Genomic DNA, 18,752 nt, shown 5'->3' with positions numbered 1-18,752 from the left:
CACCATTGGATCATGAAACAGATCACCCTTGCTTCCATCCTACTTGTCGCGTCCACGGCTGCCCGTGCCGGGGACTGTCCTGTTGCACCGGACCATAACGCCGATGTCAGCGGAGTAATCGCGCAAATCCAGCAGGCCGAGACCGAACAGGCCGCCCGCGCCTTGTCGAGCCAGTTGTGGGAGTTCTGGACCGACGCGCCGGATGCAAATGCGCAGGCCGCACTGGATCGGGGAATGGCGCGTCTCAGGGCCTCGGACTTGTTGGGCGCGATCGAGGATTTTGATAAATTGATCGCCTACTGCCCGTCTTACGCTGAAGGGTATAACCAGCGCGCCTTTGCGTATTACTTGGGGCAGGATTTCGAGGCCGCCTTGCCCGATCTGGACAAGGCCATTGAACTGTCGCCCAACCATGTAGCTGCGATCAGCGGGCGGGCGTTGACCTTGTTGGGGTTGCAAAGATTGGATGAGGCGCGAGAGGCTCTGAACGAAGCTTTGGAACTCAACCCTTGGCTTTCGGAACGCCATCTTTTGGCGCCGGGAGGGCCACTGGAGCCTCCGGGCCAGGATATCTGACGGAAAACGCCCCCGAAGCCAAAAGGCCGGGGGCGTTTCATTCAGGTTTAGCCAATCAGTTCGTTATCGGCGCGCTTGATCGCAATGACCGAGGACCGTGGCGTGCCGCCATCGGGCCAGTTGCTACCCGGGTGCTGGATGCCAACAAACATGGTGCGCAGGTCGGTGGACCAGGCCAGCCCGGTAACCTCACAGCCGTTCGGGCCGGTCATGAAGCGCGCGATTTCACCGGTGACCGGATCACCAACCAGCATCTGGTTGTTGCCGTGGCCGGCAAAATCTTCCTCGTTGCCGTCATTGCCGTCGGTCTGAATCCAGATCAGGCCCGTCGAGTCGATGACCATGCCGTCGGGCGAGTTGAACAAGTTGCCCTCGTTTACGTTCGGCGAACCTGCATATGTGTCGGAATGTACGGTCGGGTTGCCGGCCATTACATACAGGTCCCAGTCGAAGGCCTCGGCGGCGTGATCATCATTTGCCGGACGCCAACGCACGATCTGGCCGTATTTGTTGGCCTCGCGCGGGTTAGGTCCGTTGACCGAGGTGTCGTCGCCACCGGCATTCGGTTTGACGCCGCGGTTCTTGTTGTTGGTCAGACAGCAATACGCCTCGACCGCAACAGGGCTGGAGGCCACCCATTCCGGACGGTCCATGGTGGTGCCACCTGCGGCCGACGCCGCCATGCGGGTAAAGATGCGAATCTCGGCATCATCCATGCCGGTGGTTTCCGGCGTCAGCGGCAGCCATTCACCGGTTGCGTCATCGTTGAACTTGGCCACATAGAGCGTGCCGTCGTTCAACAGGCTCTCGGTCTCGGCGCCCGGCTGGTAGGTGCCGTTCGAGACGAACTTGTACAGGTATTCGCCGCGCTCATCGTCGCCCATATAAACGACTACGCGGCCATCGGCGGCCAGCGTTACCTCGGCGTTTTCGTGCTTGAAGCGGCCCAGGCCGGTGTGTTTGACCGGCGTGCTGTCGGGCTTGGTCGGGTCGATTTCCACGATCCAGCCCGCGCGGTGCGGCTCGTTCGGGTTTTTCGAGGTGTCGAAACGTGGATCGAAGAACTCGTAGCCGTTCCAGCTTGCGACCGCGATGCCATACCGGGTCATGCCATCCGCGACCTTCTGGTCATAGCTGGCGTTTTCATCGGACGAGCCGAAATAGCCGTTAAAGTTTTCTTCGCAGGTCAGGTAGGTGCCCCATGGGGTCTTGCCTGCGCCACAGTTGTTCATAGTGCCCAGCGAGGTGGTGCCGGTCGGATCGGCCTCGGTCTTCAGCAGGTCGTGACCGGCTGCGGGGCCGACAATCTTCATGGGCGTGTTGTGGTGGATGCGGCGGTTGAAGGGGCTGTCTTTGACAACCGACCAGCCATCGGGACCTTCGGTGATTTCCATCACGGTGACGCCCTGGATGTTCTGCATCTTCAGTACGTCGCCGGCATTGGCCGGAACGCCTTCCTGCGCCGCGGGCAGGTTGATCTTGCGGTTCGGGAATTCGTGGTTGATCGCAATCAACTCGTGACCCTGGAACGAGAAGGTCTCCATCCCGTCGGTGTTTTCACCAAACACACGGTCCGAATTCTCGACCGCGCCGCCATCGGTCAGGTCATAACCGTCGGCGTCGGAAAACAACGGGTCGCCCCAGCGCATCAGCATTTTCCATTCGTACCCTTCCGGCACGTGCACGGTGCCATCGGTCTGCGCGGCAATCGGACTGAAGGAAAAGCGCGAGGCGGTTTGCGCCTGCACCGAAGTGGACCCCATCAGGCCCGCGCCCATGGCCGCAGCACCCGAGCCAAAGGCCAGCACGCCGCCCAGGAAGCCACGGCGCGAAATGGCGCGTTCGACAACGCGGTCAAAATCGTTTTCTTCCGGGCGGGGGAAGTGCACTTCGTCCCAGTCGTCGGCAGACAAAGTGGTGGGGTCTACGGTGGTCATGGATGGCTCCTGGCTATCGTATAAAGAGTGGTGAAATGGATTTAGGGTGCCTTTGTGACAGGTTGTTGACAGCAACCTTAAGGACGCAGCGTGAGGCATCAAAAAATGGCATTTCCGGTGCCCAAAAACAGGCTGAACACCGAAATATATACAAGCTATGCAGCGGATGAGGGCAACGGGCCAAGATCACCTTCTTGTGAAGTGTGTTCTCAGCGAAGGCGTTGGCCCGCTGGGTCGAACCGATAGACCTTGTCGGCGGAAAAGGCGAATCTCAGCTCCTGGCCTTCTGCGATCGCGTGCTGGCCGAACAGCCGTGCCGTCACCGCATGATCCTGCACCTTGGCAATGACGTTGGTGTCTCCGCCCAGTTTTTCCACGTGGCTGACCCGTGCGGCCAACGGGCCGTCGTCGGACAGGAACAGGTCTTCGGGGCGGATGCCAATGGTGTTCTGACCATCCCCCAGCAGATCTTCGGGCAGAAAGTTCATTGAAGGAGATCCCAGAAAACCGGCAACGAACTGGTTGGCGGGGTTGTTGTACAGCTCCATCGGGGTGCCGATCTGCTCCACCCGCCCGTCGCGCAGTACAACGATCTTGTCGGCCAGCGTCATCGCCTCGGTCTGATCATGGGTGACATAGATCATCGAGGCATCCAGCGCCCGGTGCAGGTTGGCGATCTCGATCCGTGTGTTCATCCGCAGGGCGGCGTCGAGGTTCGAGAGCGGCTCATCAAACAGGAAGAGTTTCGGTTCGCGCACGATGGCGCGCCCGATGGCGACGCGCTGGCGTTGGCCGCCGGACAGCTCGGACGGGTAGCGGTCCAGATAGTCCTCAAGGTTCAGCATCCGACTGGCTTTGGCGACACGTTCTTCGATCACTGCTTTCGGTTGCTTTTCCTGCTTCAGCGCCAGCGTCATGTTCCCGCGCACGTTCAGATGGGGGTAGAGCGCGTAGCTTTGGAACACCATCGCAATCCCGCGTTTGGACGGCGGCACCAGATTGACCTGTTGGCCGCCGATCGTGATCTCGCCCGAGGATGCATCCTCAAGCCCCGCAATCACCCGCAACAGGGTGGACTTGCCGCAGCCCGAGGGGCCGACGAAGACGACGAATTCGCCTTCCTCGACTTCAAGCGTGATGTCTTTCAGGACATGCACATTGCCGAAGGATTTATTCACATTGGTCAGGGTCAGAGCGGTCATGATGCGGGCTCCTTCAGTGATACGGGGTGGCCGGTGCGGATGCTTTCATCGGCGGCCAGGCAAATGGCGAGGGATTGGACGGCGTCATTCATGTGACGCGTCAGGTCGATGTCTTCTGAAACGGCACGCAGTATATAGGCCTGTTCGGCATCGCAGAGCTCCTGATGGCCGGGTTCATCAGGCATCTCGATGGTGCGATCTCCGCTTGGCGTGTGGACCAGTAAGCCCCCAACCTTGGTGTGGCCGTCGATATCGGCAGACGCGCCCTTGTTGCCGTCCGTGATCGAGACCGATCCGTTGGGCGAGACGATATCTTTTACGAAAAACGCCGTCTCGGACATCATCGGACCCCATCCGGCCTCGTACCAACCGACCGATCCATCGTCGAAGATCACCTGAAACTGGCCGTAATTATACATGTCCTCGGCGATCTCATCGGACAGGCGCAGGCCCATGCCGTGTACGCGGACTGGCTGCGCGTCGGTGATCTGGCACATCACGTCGACATAATGCACGCCGCAATCCACGATGGGCGAGGTGGTCTGCATCAGCGCCTTATGCGTCTCCCACTCAGCGCCCGAGGATTGCTGGTTCAGGTTCAGGCGAAACACATACGGTCCGCCCAGATCGCGCGCCTCGGCGATCAGGCGCATCCACGAGGGGTGGTGGCGCAGGATGTAACCCACGACCAGTTTGCGGTTCAGCCGGGTGGCGGTTTCGACCACGCGCCGCGCGTCGGTGACGTTGGTGGCCAGAGGCTTTTCGACAAACACATGCGCCCCGGTCTCCATCGCGGCACAGGCATAGTCGGCGTGGCTGTTGGAATAGGTGGCGATTACAACCAGATCAGGCTTCGTCTCGGTCAGGGCCGTCTGAAAATCGGAATATGCCGGATAGCCCGCAAGGTCCGAGTGGTCCACGCGGCCGGACCGGTTCACCAGCCCCACGATCCGCGCGTCGGGGTGATGGTGATGGGCCAGCGCATGACTCAGCCCCATATTGCCAAGGCCTGCAATCAGAACACGGGTCATTTGACAGCTCCTGAAGTGATGCCGCGGATCAATTGGCGCGAGAAGATAACATAGAGCACCAGCACCGGCAGGATCGCCATTGATAGCGCCGACAGAACCGCGTTCCAGTCTGTGACGAATTGGCCGATGAAGACCTGACTGCCCAGCGTGAGAGTCTTGGTCTCCTCAGCAGGTGCCAGAATCAGCGGGAACCAGAGGTCATTCCAGATCGGGATCATGTTGAACACGGCCACGGTTGCCATTGCCGGCCGAACCAGAGGCAGCACCAGCCGGAAAAATATCGTGTATTCCGACAGCCCGTCGATGCGGCCCGCGTTCTTCAGGTCATCGCTGACCTGTCGCATAAACTCGGACAGGATGAACACCGCCAACGGTAACCCCTGTGCCGTGTAGACAAGGATCAGCGCCCAGAGCGTGTTCACCAGCCCGGTGGCCACCATCATCTCGAGGATCGCGACGGTACCGATGCGGATCGGGATCATGATCCCCAGCGCCAGGTAGAGGCCCATCAGCAGGTTGCCTTTGAACTGATACTCCGACAGCGCATAAGCCGCCATTGCGCCGAACAGCAGGATAAAGAACAGCGACGCCACGGTCACGATCATCGAGTTCTGGAAGTAGAGGAAGAAGTCCCCCTGCTTCATAACCGTCTCATACCCGATCAACGAAAAACTGTCGGCATTCGGCAGCGCCAGAGGTTCTCGAAAAATCGCACGGCGGGTTTTGAAGCTGTTGATCAGGATCACGAAGACCGGGAACAGGGCGATCAGCGTGTAAAGGATCAGCGCCCCGTGCATCGCGGCAGTATTCAACGGGTTTTGACGTGCTTTGTTCATACCTGCGCCCTCACAGTTGGTACCGGCGCATCCGGGTTTGGATGCCGAACAGGTAGATACAGACGCCCACAAGGATGATCGCAAACATGGCCCCGGCGATGGCCGAACCCATATGCGGGTCGCCCAGTTGCAACTGGAAGCCAAAGAAGGTGCGATACATGAAGGTGCCCAGAATATCGGTCGAGAAATCCGGTCCCGCCAGTGCGCCTTGCGCGGCATAGATCAAGTCGAACGCATTGAAGTTCCCCACAAAGGTCAGGATCGAGATGATCCCGATCGATGGCAGGATCAGCGGCAGCTTGATCTTCCAGAAGGCCGAGGCGCCGGTGATGCCGTCGATCTCTCCGGCCTCGAGGATTTCTTCGGGGATGGTCAGCAGGGCGGCATAGATCAGCATCATCGGGATGCCCACGAACTGCCAGACCGAGATCAGCGCCAATGTGGTCAGGGCGTATTCCTCTTTCCCCAGCCACGGCGCGAACAGCGACTTCAATCCGATGGCGTCCAGCATCGAGGGGGCGATGCCCCAGATCGGCGAGAGGATCAGTTTCCACGCAAAACCGACGATCACGAAACTGAGGATCGTGGGGATGAAGATCGCCGAGCGGTACAGCGCCGCAAATCGCAGGCGCGGATGGCTGAGCAGGGCCGCCAAAGCGATGCCGATGGGGTTCTGCACCAGCATGTGGATCAGGAAGAACCAGAAATTGTTTCCCAGTGCATTCCAGAACTGCTCGGACCAGACCGGATCGAAAAACAGGGTCTGAAAGTTCTGCAATCCAACGAACACGCGGGTCTGATCGACTTCGGTAAACAGCGCCAGACGTAGCGTGTTGAACAGCGGAAAGATCATCACCGCCGTATAGACAAGTACGGCCGGTGCCAGAAACACGACGATATGCCAGCGGATGCGGGGGCGGTTCATAGGACTGCTTTCAACGGAGTGTCGGGTGTACCCGGGCAGGCATCGCCGCCCGGGTAAGTGTCAGCTTACTGGTGCGGCGCGTACCAGCTGGAAAGGCCTTCCTGCAGCTCGGCGCCCAGTTCTTCGGGCGATTTGGCGCCCTTGATGGCGGCGACCGACGCGCCCCAGGTCTCATTCTCAAGGTTCGGCGTGCCGCGCGACAGAATCTGATAGGTCGAGCGGATGGTCGACTCGCACTCCTCGCGCCAGCCGATGATTTCCTTGGCCAGCGGGTCCTGCAGATCGACCGGAGTGCTGGATAGCGGGAAGAAGCCGGGCAGGGCGTTGCCGAAGATTTCGGCGAATTCGGGGCTTGCGACCCAGGCCAGGAAGGTTTCGGCCGCCTCGGGGTGTTCGGTCGCGGCGTTCATGCCGATGCCGATATCGGTGTGGTCAGAGATATAGCAGGTGTCGCCCGCATTGCGGACCGGAGGTTTGAACGCGCCCATCTCGAAATCGGCCTGCGCGTTGAAGCCCGAGATTTCCCAGGACCCGGCGGGATAAATCGCGGCCCGGCCCAGCGTAAAGATGTTCTGGCTGTCGGGATAGGTCTGCGCCTCATACCCATCGCCCATATACTCAGCCCAGCGGGCAAGGGTTGCGTAGGGGGCGGTCCAGGCCTCATCGGTCAGCTTCTGCTCACCGGTAATCAGAGCCTGACGGCCTTCCTCACCTTTCCAATAGTTCGGGCCGATATTGTTGTACCCCATCGTGGCGGCTTCCCACTGATCGTTGGTGCCCATCGCCAGAGGGACGTAGGTGCCGTCTTCTCTGATCTTGTCCAGCGCGGCAAAGAACTCATCTTCGGTCGTCGGAACCTCGATGCCCAGTTCGGCAAAGGCGTCCTTGTTGTAGATGAAGCCATGGATAACCGAGGCCATCGGAACGCAGAAGCTGACCGCGCCGTCATCTGTCTGCCAAGCCGATTTCGCCACGTCCGAGAAGTTGCCCATCGCCTCGACGCCCGAAAGATCGGTCAGGTGTCCCGCCTCGTACAGCGCCAGAGAGGCGTCGAACGGCCGGCAGGTGATCAGGTCGCCAGCCGAGCCCGCGTCGAGTTTCGAGTTCAGAACGGCGTTGTATTCTGCCGGGGCCGAGGGGGTGAACTGAATCTTGATACCGGGATGGCTTGCTTCGAAGGCAGGGATGATCTGGTCCTGCCACAGGGTCAGGTCATCATTGCGCCAGCTTTCGATGGTCAGCGTCACGTCCTCGGCAAGGGCGCTTGTGGCTATCAGGGTCGTGCCTAGCAAGGCCAACTTCAGGCTTCTGTAAGTCATTGTTCTCTCCCGTTTGTTTGTCTTTGTCAGTTTCTCGTCAATGCAGCGGCCAGGATCCCTCTGCTGGCCTTCAGCTGCGTGTGGGCCTGTGCCAGCGACAGGCCCTTCGCGGCGATCAGGATGGCGGGCTTCACCTCTCCGTTTGCTGTTTCCAGTGCCTGCTGTGCGGTGTTGGTGTCCACGTCGGCGATCCGGGCGACGATCCCGGTAGCCCGTGCCCGCAGTTTGTCATTATCGGCGCGCAGATTGACCATCATCCCGCCATGCACATGTCCCAACTCGACCGCCATCAGCGAAGACAGCATGTTCAGCGCGATCTTCTGCGCCGTTCCTGCGCCCATGCGGGTCGAGCCCGAGATCAGCTCGGGCGGTGTGGCCAGAAGGATCGGAATGTCCGCGCCCTGCAGCAGTGGGCTGTCGGCGTTGTTGGCGATGCCGATTACGGTCGCTTTGCGCGCGCGGGCGATCTTCGCGGCTGCCACTGTGTAGGGTGTGGACCCACTGGCCGACACCGCGATCACCGTGTCGCGCGAGGTCAGTGCGCTCAGTGCGTCTTCGAGGTCGTCGGTCGCGTCTTCGGCTCCACCCGGCATCTGGACACCAGTTGGCAGGCCTCCGGCCATATGGATGCGTAGGCGGGCAGGGGCAATTGAGAATGTGCCGCCCAGCTCCTGCGCGTCGGCTGCCGCCATCAGGCCGGACGACCCGGCGGCCACGAAATGCAGCACGCCATGGGTACGGATCGTTTCTGCCATGGCCTCGGCGCCGCGGGCGATGTTGTCCAGCGCGTCGCGGACGGCGGTGGCCGCGGCGATCTGCCCCTCGGCCAGCGCACGCGCCGCACTGACCAGATTGCCTGGGGTCAGCTGTAGAGCGTCAGGGTGCAATTGTTCGGTCGGCGGCAGCGTCAAGAGAATCCCCTCGTGTGTTTGTTATACGATACCTATCTAATACCACTTGTAAATAATTTTCTTTCATCATGAGATTTTTTCGGCGTTTTCAATGAAATCGAGGTTGTTGCAGGGGTTTTTGCGGCATATGGGCTTTCCCTATCTCAAAAGGTATTATAATGGTATTGTCATGACTGAGTCTCGAAATAGCGCCGTATTGGCGGTGGATGGCGGCGGAACGCGCTGCCGGGTGGCCTGTGAGGTCAATGGTGTGACCCATTGCGTTGAAACGGGCGCCGCCAATGTCTCGACCGATTTTGACGGGGCGCTTGCCCAGATACAGGTTGGGCTTGATACCTTGTCCCGGCAGGTCGAGGTCACGGACCTGCGCGACTGGCCAGCTTTCATCGGACTTGCGGGTGTGACTGATGCCGCGATTGCCGGACGATTGCGCGATGCGCTGGGCCTGACCTGCGCGCGGGTCGAGGATGATCGCCCCGCCGCCGTGCGCGGCGCTTTGGGTGCGCAGGACGGTTTGGTCGCGCATTGCGGCACCGGGTCATTCCTTGCGGTTCAAGTGGATGGTGCGATACGGTTCGCCGGGGGCTGGGGATCGGTTCTGGGGGATGAGGCCTCGGCCCAGTGGGTCGGGCGCAGGGCCTTGTCCGAAGCGCTATGCGCCCATGACGGTACGCAGGTTCAGACCGGCTTGATGCAAAAGCTGCTGGCCGACCTGCACGGTCCGGCAGGCATCGTGTCTTTCGCCGGGTCTGCGACGCCTGGGCAGTTCGGCTCGCTTGCGCCCGCGGTGACGTCTGCCGCGCAAGCGGGCGATTCTGTTGCTGTGGAAATCCTGAAGGCCGGGGCGGATTACATTGCTGAAACCGCTAAGCGGCTGGGCTGGCAGTCGGACAGGGCGGTCTGTCTGACCGGCGGAATCGCAGGACATTACGCGCCCTATCTGCCGGACGAGATGCAATCCGTCATTCGTCCACCGCAAGGTGAGCCCCTGACCGGCGCATTGGCCATGGCCAAGGAGATACGTCATGAGCATCTCTGACTTCCTGCGTGCCGATCAGTGGCTGAGCCCCGAAAAAGGCCCGCGCTATGTGCAGTTGCGGCGCAGGCTGCAAGAGGGGATAGACACCGGCGTGCTGGCCCCGAACACTTCGCTGCCTTCGGAACGGGAACTGGTCGAGATCACCGATCTGTCGCGGGTCACCGTGCGCAAGGCGATACAGGAATTGGTCCAGGAGGGCGTGATCGAACAGCGTCAGGGCTCGGGCTCGTTCATTCGCGAGCGTATGCCGCGGGTCGAGCAATCGCTGACGCATCTGACATCCTTCACCGAGGACATGTCGAGCCGGGGTATGCTCACGACTTCGAAATGGCTGGAGCGCGGGGTCTTTGCGCCTACGCCGGAAGAGGTCGAGGCGCTGAGCCTGAAAGACGGTGAACAGATTTCCCGTATCTACCGCCTGCGCGAGGCTGACGGCCGCCCGCTGGCGCTGGAGCGCGCCGCGCTGCCGTTGGACATCTTGCCGAACCCGATCGAGGTGACGACCTCGCTTTACGAGGTTCTGGACGGTCTGGGTCGACGGCCAGTGCGCGCGGTGCAGAAGATTTCGGCGCTCAATCTGGCCGCGCGTGAAGCCGAGTTGCTGGATGTGCCCGAAGGGGCCGCCGGGCTGAACATCGAACGGATTTCATTCCTCAAGAACGGGCGGGTCGCGGAACTGACCCGGTCGCTATATCGCGGTGACGCCTATGACTTTGTCGCCGAATTGCGGTTGTAACCGGAAAGGCCGGAAAACATGACTGAACACAGTTCGAAAATGCGTCAGGAGATTCTGGAAATCCCCGATGCCGTTGATCGGTTACTGAGCCAGGGCACACCCAACATTCAGGGCGCCGTAAGGCTGGTCAAAGACGCCGATCCCCGGTTTCTGATCACGGTGGCGCGGGGGTCGTCTGATCATGCCTGCCTTTATCTGAAATATGCCGCCGAGCTTCTGCTGAAGCTGCCTGCGGCGTCGGTCGGGCCGTCGGTCAGTTCGATCTATGGCGTGGACTTGCAGGCCAAGGGGGCGTTGTGCCTGTCGGTATCCCAGTCCGGTCAAAGCCCCGACATCGTGGGAATGACACGGTCACTGAAATCCGGGGGCGGGGTGACCGTGGCCATCACCAATGACGAAAGCTCGCGACTGGCCGGGGTGACGGACGCCGTTCTGCCTTTGCACGCGGGGCCGGAACTGAGCGTGGCCGCGACCAAGACCTTTGTCACCTCGCTGGTGGCAGGACTTTGGTTGGTGGCCGAGATCAACGGCGACAGTGAATTGTCCGGCGCGATCCGATCCCTGCCGGAGCATCTGGCGCAGGCCGCGCAATGCGACTGGTCGGTGGCAGCCGAGGCGATCACGGGCCGGTCGCTGTTCACGCTGGGCCGCGGTCCATCCTTCGCGATGTCCAACGAGGCCGCGCTGAAAATCAAGGAAACCTGCCAGATACACGCCGAAAGCTATTCGGCGGCCGAGGTTCTGCATGGGCCGGTCTCGATCGTCGAAGAAGGATTCCCGACCATCGTCTTCGCCGCAGGCGACGCGGCAGAGCTGACAACAGCAGAGGCTGCGGATGCTCTGGCCGTCAAAGGGGCTGCGGTTTTTGCGGCCACCGACAAGGTGACCCGTGCTCAGCGCCTGCCGGTGACGCGCACCGATCACTGGCTGACTGATCCCATTGCAACCATCACCTCGTTTTACAGTATGGTCGAGGCCGTGGCCCGCGCCCGTGGAATCGATCCAGACACGCCGCGCCATCTGAGAAAGGTGACAGAGACGGTATGACCTCAGGTTCAGTGACATTTCGCAATGGGGCCCTGTTCGATGGTGGGCAGCTGCATTCCGGTCAGGCGATTGTATTTCGGGACGGGGCGCTGGCCGCGCATGTACCTGAAGGGCAGGCGAATAACGAAGGGCAGGTCATCGACCTCAATGGGGATATCCTGTGCCCCGGATATGTCGATCTGCAGGTGAACGGCGGCGATGGGGTGATGTTCAACGACGACCCCTCGGTTGAGACGATCCGACGGATCGCCGGTGCGCATCGCCGGCTTGGTGTGGCGTCCTTGCTGCCGACGTTGATCACCGACACGCCCGAGAAAACGCAGGTCGCCATCGGGGCCGCGATACAGGCGGTGCGCGCGGGTGTTCCCGGCGTGGCCGGGCTGCATCTGGAGGGGCCGCACCTGTCCGTTGCGCGAAAGGGGGCCCATGATGGGACGCTGATCCGCCCGATGGAGGACGCGGATCTGGCGGATCTGATCGCGGCGGCGAGGGAACTGCCGTGCCTCAAGGTGACCCTGGCGCCCGAATCCGTGTCCGAGCTGCAGGTGAAATCCCTGTTCGACGCAGGCATTCTGGTTTCACTGGGTCATACCAATGCGGATTTCGCGACGTGCCAGCGTTATGCTGCCGCAGGTGCGCGCTGTGTGACGCATCTGTTCAACGCCATGAGCCAACTGGGCAGCCGCGAACCGGGCCTGGTTGGGGCGGCGCTGGCCAATGGCGGCTTGTCGGCGGGGCTGATCGCCGATGGCATCCATGTTCACCCCGAGGTGATGCGCACTGCGTGGGCCGCCAAAACCGCGCCCGGTCAGGTGTTTCTGGTCAGCGATGCCATGGCTGTTGCAGGTACGGATCAGACTTCGTTCGAACTGGAAGGCCGCCGGATTGGGCGGACCGACGGTCGTTTGACGCTTGACGACGGAACCCTGGCCGGGGCCGATCTGGACCTGACCACAGCCATCCACAACCTTGTCACTCAGGTGGGGGTGCCGTTGCACGAGGCGCTGGCCGCCGCAACGACCTATCCGGCGTCATTGATCGGCCAAACGGCTGCGCAACCGCTGCAATATGCGGCGACGATCCGGATTTCGTCTGGCCTCGACTCATGTTGCTGGCTTCCGGCGCAGGGCTAGTTGGGCCGGTATTTACGGTTCGCCGGACCCGTCGGAAAAAGCGTGCGTAGAAATTGAACTCTACCGTCGAACGGCGCTTGACGGCGTCAGGTGCATCGCTTAAACCGACCTGCGCTGAGCGGGCGTCGTATACTGGCTATTACCTCAGCCTTCCAAGCTGATGAAGCGGGTTCGATTCCCGCCGCCCGCTCCAAGTCAGCCCGAAAATTCTGCGTCAAATGGCCCTGCGAAGGGACCAATTCGCGACGCACAGCTTGACCCCGCGTTTCCGTACCTCCAAGAAGCGGGCAAATGAATGCGAACATGAGTTAAGGGCCAAGCATGGCAAGACAAGCCTCAGCCAGTCCAGCACAACAATCCGCACCAGGCGCCAGCGAAGAGCGCGCCGGGTCCAAGAAAATTGGCGTTCTGGCGTCACTGTGGCCGTTCATGCGGCCATACCGGTTGTTGATGGTCGGTGCGACTCTGGCGCTGGTTCTGACCGCCAGCATGACCCTGACACTTCCGCTGGCCGTGCGCCGTGTGGTCGATAATTTCCGCATCGAAGATGGCGAGCTGCTGGATTGGTATTTTCTGGCCGCTCTGGTCATTGCCGGGGTTCTGGCAGTCGGAACCGGCCTGCGCTATGCGCTGGTGACGCGTTTGGGGGAACGCGTGGTGGCCGATATCCGCAAAGCGGTGTTCGATCGTGTCATCGGCATGAGCCCCGAATTCTACGAACGCATCATGACCGGTGAGGTCCTGAGCCGGATCACCACCGACACGACCCTGATTCAGTCGGTTTTGGGCTCGTCCGTCTCGATTGCCCTGCGAAATGTGCTGTTGTTCCTGGGCGGTCTGGTGCTGATGCTGCTGACCTCGGCCAAGTTGACCGGGATGGTGATGCTGCTGATCCCGATCGTCGTGGTGCCGATTCTGCTGTTGGGGCGGCGTTTGCGCGTCATCAGTCGCGAGAATCAGGACTGGATCGCGGCGTCGTCCGGTAACGCGGGCGAGGCGCTGAGCGCAGTGCAAACGGTGCAAGCCTTTACCCACGAACAGGCCAGCCGCAAACAGTTCGATGACATGACCGAGACCTCATATGTCGTCTCTCTGCGTCGGATTAAGACCCGCGCGGTGCTGACGGTCATCGTGATATTCCTGGTGTTCACCGGCATCGTTGGCGTGCTGTGGATGGGCGCCAATGACGTCCGCAACGGCGTGATGACCGAAGGGGTGCTGATCCAGTTCGTGATTTACTCGATCATCATGGCGGGATCGGTCGCGGCCTTGTCCGAAATCTGGAGCGAACTGCAACGTGCCGCCGGCGCGACCGAGCGTCTTGTCGAGCTGCTGAACGCGCAGGACACCGTCAACGATCCGGCCAAACCGACCGCATTGCCGTCACCGGTCCGGGGTGAGATTCGTTTTGACGATGTGACCTTCCGCTATCCCTCACGCCCCGATGTTGTGGCGCTGGAGCACCTGTCGTTGCAGGTCAACCCGGGTGAGACGGTCGCATTTGTCGGCCCCTCGGGCGCGGGCAAGACAACCGTCATCCAGATGATCCAGCGGTTCTATGATCCGGCCTCGGGGCGGGTCATGCTCGACGGCATCGATCTGCGGGACGTCGACCGGGACGACTTCCGCCGCCACATGGCGCTGGTGCCACAGGATCCGATCATCTTTGCCACCTCGGCCCGTGAGAACATCCGCTTTGGCCGTCTGGACGCTTCGGATGCCGAGGTTGAGGCCGCAGCCCTCGCCGCCGCCGCGCATGATTTCATCTCGGCGCTGCCCGAGGGCTATGACAGTTTTGTCGGCGAACGCGGCGTGATGCTGTCGGGCGGCCAGAAACAACGCATCGCCATCGCCCGCGCGATCCTGCGCGACGCGCCGGTTCTGCTGCTGGACGAAGCGACCTCGGCGCTGGATGCGGAAAGCGAACGTGCGGTGCAGGGGGCCGTCGATCAGATGCGGGCGGGCCGCACCACACTGATCGTGGCGCACCGTCTGGCGACGGTGAAAAAGGCCGACCGGATCGTGGTGATGGAGGCCGGGCGCATCGTTGCACAGGGCACTCATGACGATCTGGTGGCGCAGGATGGACTGTATGCCCGCCTTGCACGTCTGCAGTTCACCGACGGTATGGCCGCCGAATAAAGTGACGCTGGGGCAATACAGTTAAGTCCGCAGCGTAATTCTACCTCTTTGCTGCCTTCACAGCTAAGGCCTTTCTTGAACCTGCGCGGTTTTGCTTCCATCTTGGCGATGGATTCAAAACCCGTGCTGGACATGGGAGAGATAAGGGAGGAACCACATGGCCTTTGTGGGTTTGGAAGACAAGGCAAGGATGGAGCAGGAAATGTCGTGGGAGGACCGCGACGTTCCGGTCACGTTCCACCAGTTGCTGTCACGCACGGCAGAAAAATTTCCCAACAGCAATGCGATCAGCTTTCAGCTGTTGTCCGGCCCGACCGACAAGGCCGAGACGCTGACCTGGTCCCAACTGCTGGGCAAGGTCAACCAGGCCGCCAACCTATTCCGGTCGCTGGGTGTGGGCGAAAAGGACGTGGTCGCTTATGTGCTGCCCAACTGTAACGAGACGCTGGTCACCATGATGGGCGGCGCGGTAGCCGGGATCGTCAACCCGATCAACCCGCTGCTTGAGCCGGAACAAATCGCCGCAATCCTGCGCGAGACCGGCGCAAAGGTGGTGGTGACGCTGAAGTCCTTCCCCAAGACCGATGTGGCGCAAAAGGTCGAAGAGGCGGTACGCCACGCACCCAAGGTCAACACCATTCTGGAAATTGACCTGAACCGCTATCTGACACCGCCGAAGTCCTGGTTGGTGCCGTTCCTGCGCCCCAAGATGGGGGACAAGGAACATCTGGCTCATGCGGATTACAAGAACTTCAATCGGGAACTGGCCAAGCAACCCACGACGCTGACCTTCGAGGACAGCAAGGAAGACCGTGTTGCCTGCTATTTCCATACCGGGGGCACGACAGGTATGCCCAAGGTGGCGCAGCACAAGTATTCGGGCCTGATCTATAACGGTTGGCTGGGCAATACGCTGCTGTTCACGGACGAAGACGTGATCATGTGCCCGCTACCGATGTTCCACGTCTTTGCCGTGCATGTGATCGTGATGGCTGCTGTGTCGTCGGGCGCGCATGTGGTTTTCCCAACCCCCGCGGGGTATCGCGGCGACGGTGTGTTCGACAACTTCTGGAAACTGATCGAACGTTGGAAAGTGTCCTTCATCATCACCGTGCCGACCGCCATTGCCGCCAAGATGCAGCGCCCGGTGGACGCAGATATCTCGACGGTGAAGACAGCCTTCTCAGGCTCGGCCCCATTGCCGGTTGAACTGTTCCGCCGCTTTGAAGACGCGACCGGCGTGACCATCGTCGAAGGCTATGGTCTGACCGAGGCGACCTGTCTGGTGTCGTGCAACCCTGTGGATGGCGAAAAGAAGATCGGCTCGATCGGGATCCCGTTCCCCTATACGGATGTGAAAATCCTGCAGGACGGACCGGATGGACCCAAGGAATGCGGCGCGGATGAGATCGGTGAAATCTGCATCTCGAACCCCGGTGTCTATGCGGGCAATACCTATACCGAGGTCGACAAGAACGTAGACCTCTACCACTTCGACAAATACCTGCGCACCGGCGATCTGGGGCGGTTTGACGAGGATGGCTATCTGTGGATCACCGGCCGCGCCAAGGACCTGATCATTCGCGGCGGTCACAATATCGACCCGGCCGAGATCGAAGAAGCTCTGCTGGGTCATGATGCCGTCGCGTTTGCAGGTGCCATCGGTCAGCCCGACGCTTATTCGGGCGAGGTGCCGTGTGCCTTTGTCGAACTGGTCGAAGGTGCCAGCGTGACCGAGAAAGAGCTGATGGAGTATTGCGGTGTGCATGTCCATGAGCGCGCGGCACAGCCCAAGCACATGACCATTCTGGATGAACTGCCGAAAACCGCGGTGGGCAAGGTGTTCAAACCCGAACTTCGCAAACAGGCGATCACCCGCATCTATAACGGCGCGCTTGAAAAGGCCGGGGTGGATGCGCGCGTTGTCTCGGTGATCGACGACAAGAAGCGCGGGCTTGTCGCACAGCTTGACGCGAACGGCTCCTCGGAGGACGATGTCGGTAAGGTGCTGGGATCGTTCACCCGGCCATGGGAATGGGCTGCCTGACCGCGGAGGGACAATGGATTATGAACGTCTGATCGATGAAGAAACCTGGACGTTCATAAGACGAACGACTGAAAGCTATCCTGACAACGCGGTTGATCTCACAATAGAAGACCAGCGCCGCGTCTATAACGAGATGTGTCAGGACTTTCGCCAGCCCCGGCCTCCGGGTCTTGAGGTACAGGACAGGTCCGCCGATGGCGTGCCTGTCCGGGTTTACACCGCCGGAGATCCAACACGAACCGTTGTCTATTTTCATGGCGGCGGTTTTGTTGTCGGCGGGCTGGACAGCCACGACGACGTCTGCGCCGAGATTTGCGCACAGACCGGGTATCGGGTGGTTGCTGTGGATTATCGCCTTTGCCCGGAACATGTGCATCCCGCGCAGTTCGCGGACAGCTGGACAGCCACGAACTGGGCGGCCACAGAGTTCGGCGACCCTCTGGTTCTGGCCGGGGACAGCGCGGGGGGGAACCTCGCGGCTGCGGTCGCGCATTATGGCCGCAAGCGTCTTGAGGGCGTGCTGGGGCAGGTTCTGGTCTATCCCGGTCTGGGCGGCGACGCATCGGCCGGGTCTTACATCGAACATGCCCATGCGCCGCTTTTGACGCTCGACGAAATCAAGTTTTACGAGAAAGTTCGCTGTGGCGGCACAGTTCCGCAAAACGACCCGACATTTGCGCCTCTGCAAGATACCGATTTCTCTGGCCTGCCGCCGACCGTTGTCGTGACAGCGGACTGCGACCCGTTGCGCGATGACGGGGCGATTTATTGCGAACAGATCGCTGCCGCCGGCGGGCAGGCGCATTGGATCAACGAACCCGGCCTTGTGCATGGCTATCTGCGGGCGCGAACCTCGGTAAAGCGCGCCGCAGACAGTTTTGAACGGATTTCGATCGCCATCGAGGCGTTGGGCCAAGAGGTCTGGCCCTACGACTGATCCCCTATTTCAGGAACGGCGCGGCCTTCATCGTTTCGGCAATCGGTGCGCCCATGCGGTTCAGGATCGTGGGGGCCAACTGTAGCTGGTCGATCACAGCGTCCGCCTCGGGGCCTTTTGCGTCGCCAAAGTAGTACAGCGCGGTTTCCTGCTGCAACGGGCTGCGCCCGCCGTGGTGGCCACGCTCATCCTGGCCGTGGTCGGCGGTGACAATAACCTCGTAGCCCAGTTGCCGCCAACGTGGGATGAAGGGGGCCAGCATTTCGTCGGCGACGAAACAGGCGTGGTCCATCTCTTCACAGTCGTGGTGGAATCGGTGCCCCATGCTGTCCAGTGTGCAGGTGTGCAGGATGCCGTAATCCAGGCCGAAACGCAGGCAAAGGTTTGTTAGTGTTCCGTACAGATCAACGTCCGACGGGGTCATCTGATTGGCTTTGCCATAGCCGGTCATGGTGTGGAACCGCCCATGGTTGATGGTCTTGCTGTCCGGCTCGTCATATTCGATGTCGCGCACGTAGTCGAACGGGTGGCGATTGAAGAATTGCGACCAATAGCTGTGGGTCACCGCCCCGGTCACACCACCCGCCTCACGCACCTGGCTGAAGACGTCCTTGTGGTTCAGGCGGAAGACATTGCCATTGCCGGTGCAGCCATGTTCCTGCGGTGTGACGCCGGTATGGATCGAGGCATAGCAGCTGGCCGAAGTCGACGGCAGAACCGCGCGCAGCTTCCAGATCTGCGCCTCGCCACTGTCGACCCAGCCTTCGAGGTTGCCGAACAACCGACGAAAATTGCGCCACGGGACGCCGTCCAGAATGATGAGGAGGAGTTTGCGGTCCATTATCTGACCCTTTTCTTAAACGCTTCAGGTGAACCTAGGGGATTCGCCGCGGATGGGCTGCCAATTCGCGCCCCGAATAGCAAAATCCCGACA

General features: G+C 60.9%; 16 protein-coding genes and 1 tRNA gene. 9 read left to right on the top strand and 8 right to left on the bottom strand.

Features of this window, described 5'->3' with window-relative positions; genetic code table 11:
- The first annotated feature begins 12 nt into the window (after positions 1 to 12).
- Entirely contained in the window at positions 13 to 576 is a 564-nt protein-coding gene (locus GOX88_RS07275; protein WP_170400521.1) for a tetratricopeptide repeat protein, read from the top strand.
- A 47-nt stretch (positions 577 to 623) separates the two neighbouring features.
- Here the strand turns inward: GOX88_RS07275 and GOX88_RS07270 are convergent, their stop codons facing one another.
- The 7 genes from GOX88_RS07270 to GOX88_RS07240 all read right to left on the bottom strand — a co-directional run bounded on the left by GOX88_RS07270 (position 624) and on the right by GOX88_RS07240 (position 8,737).
- Positions 624 to 2,513, bottom strand: a complete 1,890-nt coding sequence (locus GOX88_RS07270) for a PhoX family protein (RefSeq protein ID WP_170400520.1) — start codon at positions 2,511 to 2,513, stop codon at positions 624 to 626.
- A 209-nt stretch (positions 2,514 to 2,722) separates the two neighbouring features.
- A complete protein-coding gene (locus tag GOX88_RS07265; RefSeq protein ID WP_170400519.1) occupies positions 2,723 to 3,715 on the bottom strand; it encodes an ABC transporter ATP-binding protein in 993 nt (330 codons plus the stop codon).
- Positions 3,712 to 4,746 (bottom strand): Gfo/Idh/MocA family protein, encoded by a 1,035-nt coding sequence (locus tag GOX88_RS07260; RefSeq protein WP_170400518.1) that lies wholly within the window; start codon positions 4,744 to 4,746, stop codon positions 3,712 to 3,714. The genes GOX88_RS07265 and GOX88_RS07260 overlap by 4 nt, the downstream gene beginning before the upstream one ends.
- A complete protein-coding gene (locus GOX88_RS07255; RefSeq protein WP_170400517.1) occupies positions 4,743 to 5,582 on the bottom strand; it encodes a carbohydrate ABC transporter permease in 840 nt (279 codons plus the stop codon). The genes GOX88_RS07260 and GOX88_RS07255 overlap by 4 nt, the downstream gene beginning before the upstream one ends.
- A gap of 10 nt (positions 5,583 to 5,592) precedes the next feature.
- The gene (locus tag GOX88_RS07250) at positions 5,593 to 6,507 is read right to left on the bottom strand and encodes a carbohydrate ABC transporter permease (RefSeq protein ID WP_170400516.1); all 915 of its coding nucleotides are present in this window, start codon (positions 6,505 to 6,507) and stop codon (positions 5,593 to 5,595) included.
- A gap of 65 nt (positions 6,508 to 6,572) precedes the next feature.
- Positions 6,573 to 7,826: an ABC transporter substrate-binding protein gene (locus GOX88_RS07245; protein WP_170400515.1), complete on the bottom strand. Its 1,254-nt coding sequence runs from the start codon at positions 7,824 to 7,826 to the stop codon at positions 6,573 to 6,575.
- Positions 7,827 to 7,852: 26 nt separating this feature from the next.
- Positions 7,853 to 8,737 (bottom strand): N-acetylmuramic acid 6-phosphate etherase, encoded by an 885-nt coding sequence (locus GOX88_RS07240; RefSeq protein ID WP_254443295.1) that lies wholly within the window; start codon positions 8,735 to 8,737, stop codon positions 7,853 to 7,855.
- A gap of 169 nt (positions 8,738 to 8,906) precedes the next feature.
- Between GOX88_RS07240 and GOX88_RS07235 the strand changes: the two genes are divergently transcribed.
- The 8 genes from GOX88_RS07235 to GOX88_RS07200 all read left to right on the top strand — a co-directional run bounded on the left by GOX88_RS07235 (position 8,907) and on the right by GOX88_RS07200 (position 17,818).
- A complete protein-coding gene (locus GOX88_RS07235; RefSeq protein ID WP_170400514.1) occupies positions 8,907 to 9,776 on the top strand; it encodes a BadF/BadG/BcrA/BcrD ATPase family protein in 870 nt (289 codons plus the stop codon).
- Complete coding sequence (locus GOX88_RS07230) at positions 9,763 to 10,512, top strand: GntR family transcriptional regulator (RefSeq protein WP_170400513.1); 750 nt, start codon at positions 9,763 to 9,765, stop codon at positions 10,510 to 10,512. The genes GOX88_RS07235 and GOX88_RS07230 overlap by 14 nt, the downstream gene beginning before the upstream one ends.
- A gap of 18 nt (positions 10,513 to 10,530) precedes the next feature.
- Positions 10,531 to 11,559 carry an SIS domain-containing protein gene (locus GOX88_RS07225; RefSeq protein ID WP_170400512.1) on the top strand — a complete coding sequence of 343 codons (1,029 nt, stop codon included), beginning with the start codon at positions 10,531 to 10,533 and terminating at the stop codon, positions 11,557 to 11,559.
- Positions 11,556 to 12,692, top strand: coding sequence for an N-acetylglucosamine-6-phosphate deacetylase (nagA, locus tag GOX88_RS07220; protein ID WP_170400511.1), 1,137 nt, complete (start codon positions 11,556 to 11,558; stop codon positions 12,690 to 12,692). Before GOX88_RS07225 ends, nagA begins: the two co-directional genes overlap by 4 nt.
- Before the next feature lie 118 nt (positions 12,693 to 12,810).
- Positions 12,811 to 12,885, top strand: a tRNA-Gly gene (locus GOX88_RS07215).
- 128 nt (positions 12,886 to 13,013) lie between these two features.
- Positions 13,014 to 14,834 (top strand): ABC transporter transmembrane domain-containing protein, encoded by a 1,821-nt coding sequence (locus GOX88_RS07210; protein WP_170400510.1) that lies wholly within the window; start codon positions 13,014 to 13,016, stop codon positions 14,832 to 14,834.
- A 157-nt stretch (positions 14,835 to 14,991) separates the two neighbouring features.
- Positions 14,992 to 16,881, top strand: coding sequence for an acyl-CoA synthetase (locus GOX88_RS07205; protein ID WP_170400509.1), 1,890 nt, complete (start codon positions 14,992 to 14,994; stop codon positions 16,879 to 16,881).
- 13 nt (positions 16,882 to 16,894) lie between these two features.
- Positions 16,895 to 17,818, top strand: coding sequence for an alpha/beta hydrolase (locus tag GOX88_RS07200; RefSeq protein WP_170400508.1), 924 nt, complete (start codon positions 16,895 to 16,897; stop codon positions 17,816 to 17,818).
- Positions 17,819 to 17,822: 4 nt separating this feature from the next.
- On the opposite strand, the gene GOX88_RS07195 is transcribed toward GOX88_RS07200, so the two are convergent.
- On the bottom strand, positions 17,823 to 18,659 hold the full coding sequence (locus GOX88_RS07195) for an alkaline phosphatase family protein (RefSeq protein ID WP_170400507.1): 837 nt from the start codon (positions 18,657 to 18,659) through the stop codon (positions 17,823 to 17,825).
- Positions 18,660 to 18,752 lie beyond the last annotated feature (93 nt).

Source organism: Ruegeria arenilitoris (assembly GCF_013030985.1).
Taxonomy (GTDB): domain Bacteria; phylum Pseudomonadota; class Alphaproteobacteria; order Rhodobacterales; family Rhodobacteraceae; genus Ruegeria; species Ruegeria arenilitoris_B.
Note: the sequence above shows the minus strand (reverse complement) of the source record. Positions and strands in the feature narration are given on the sequence as shown.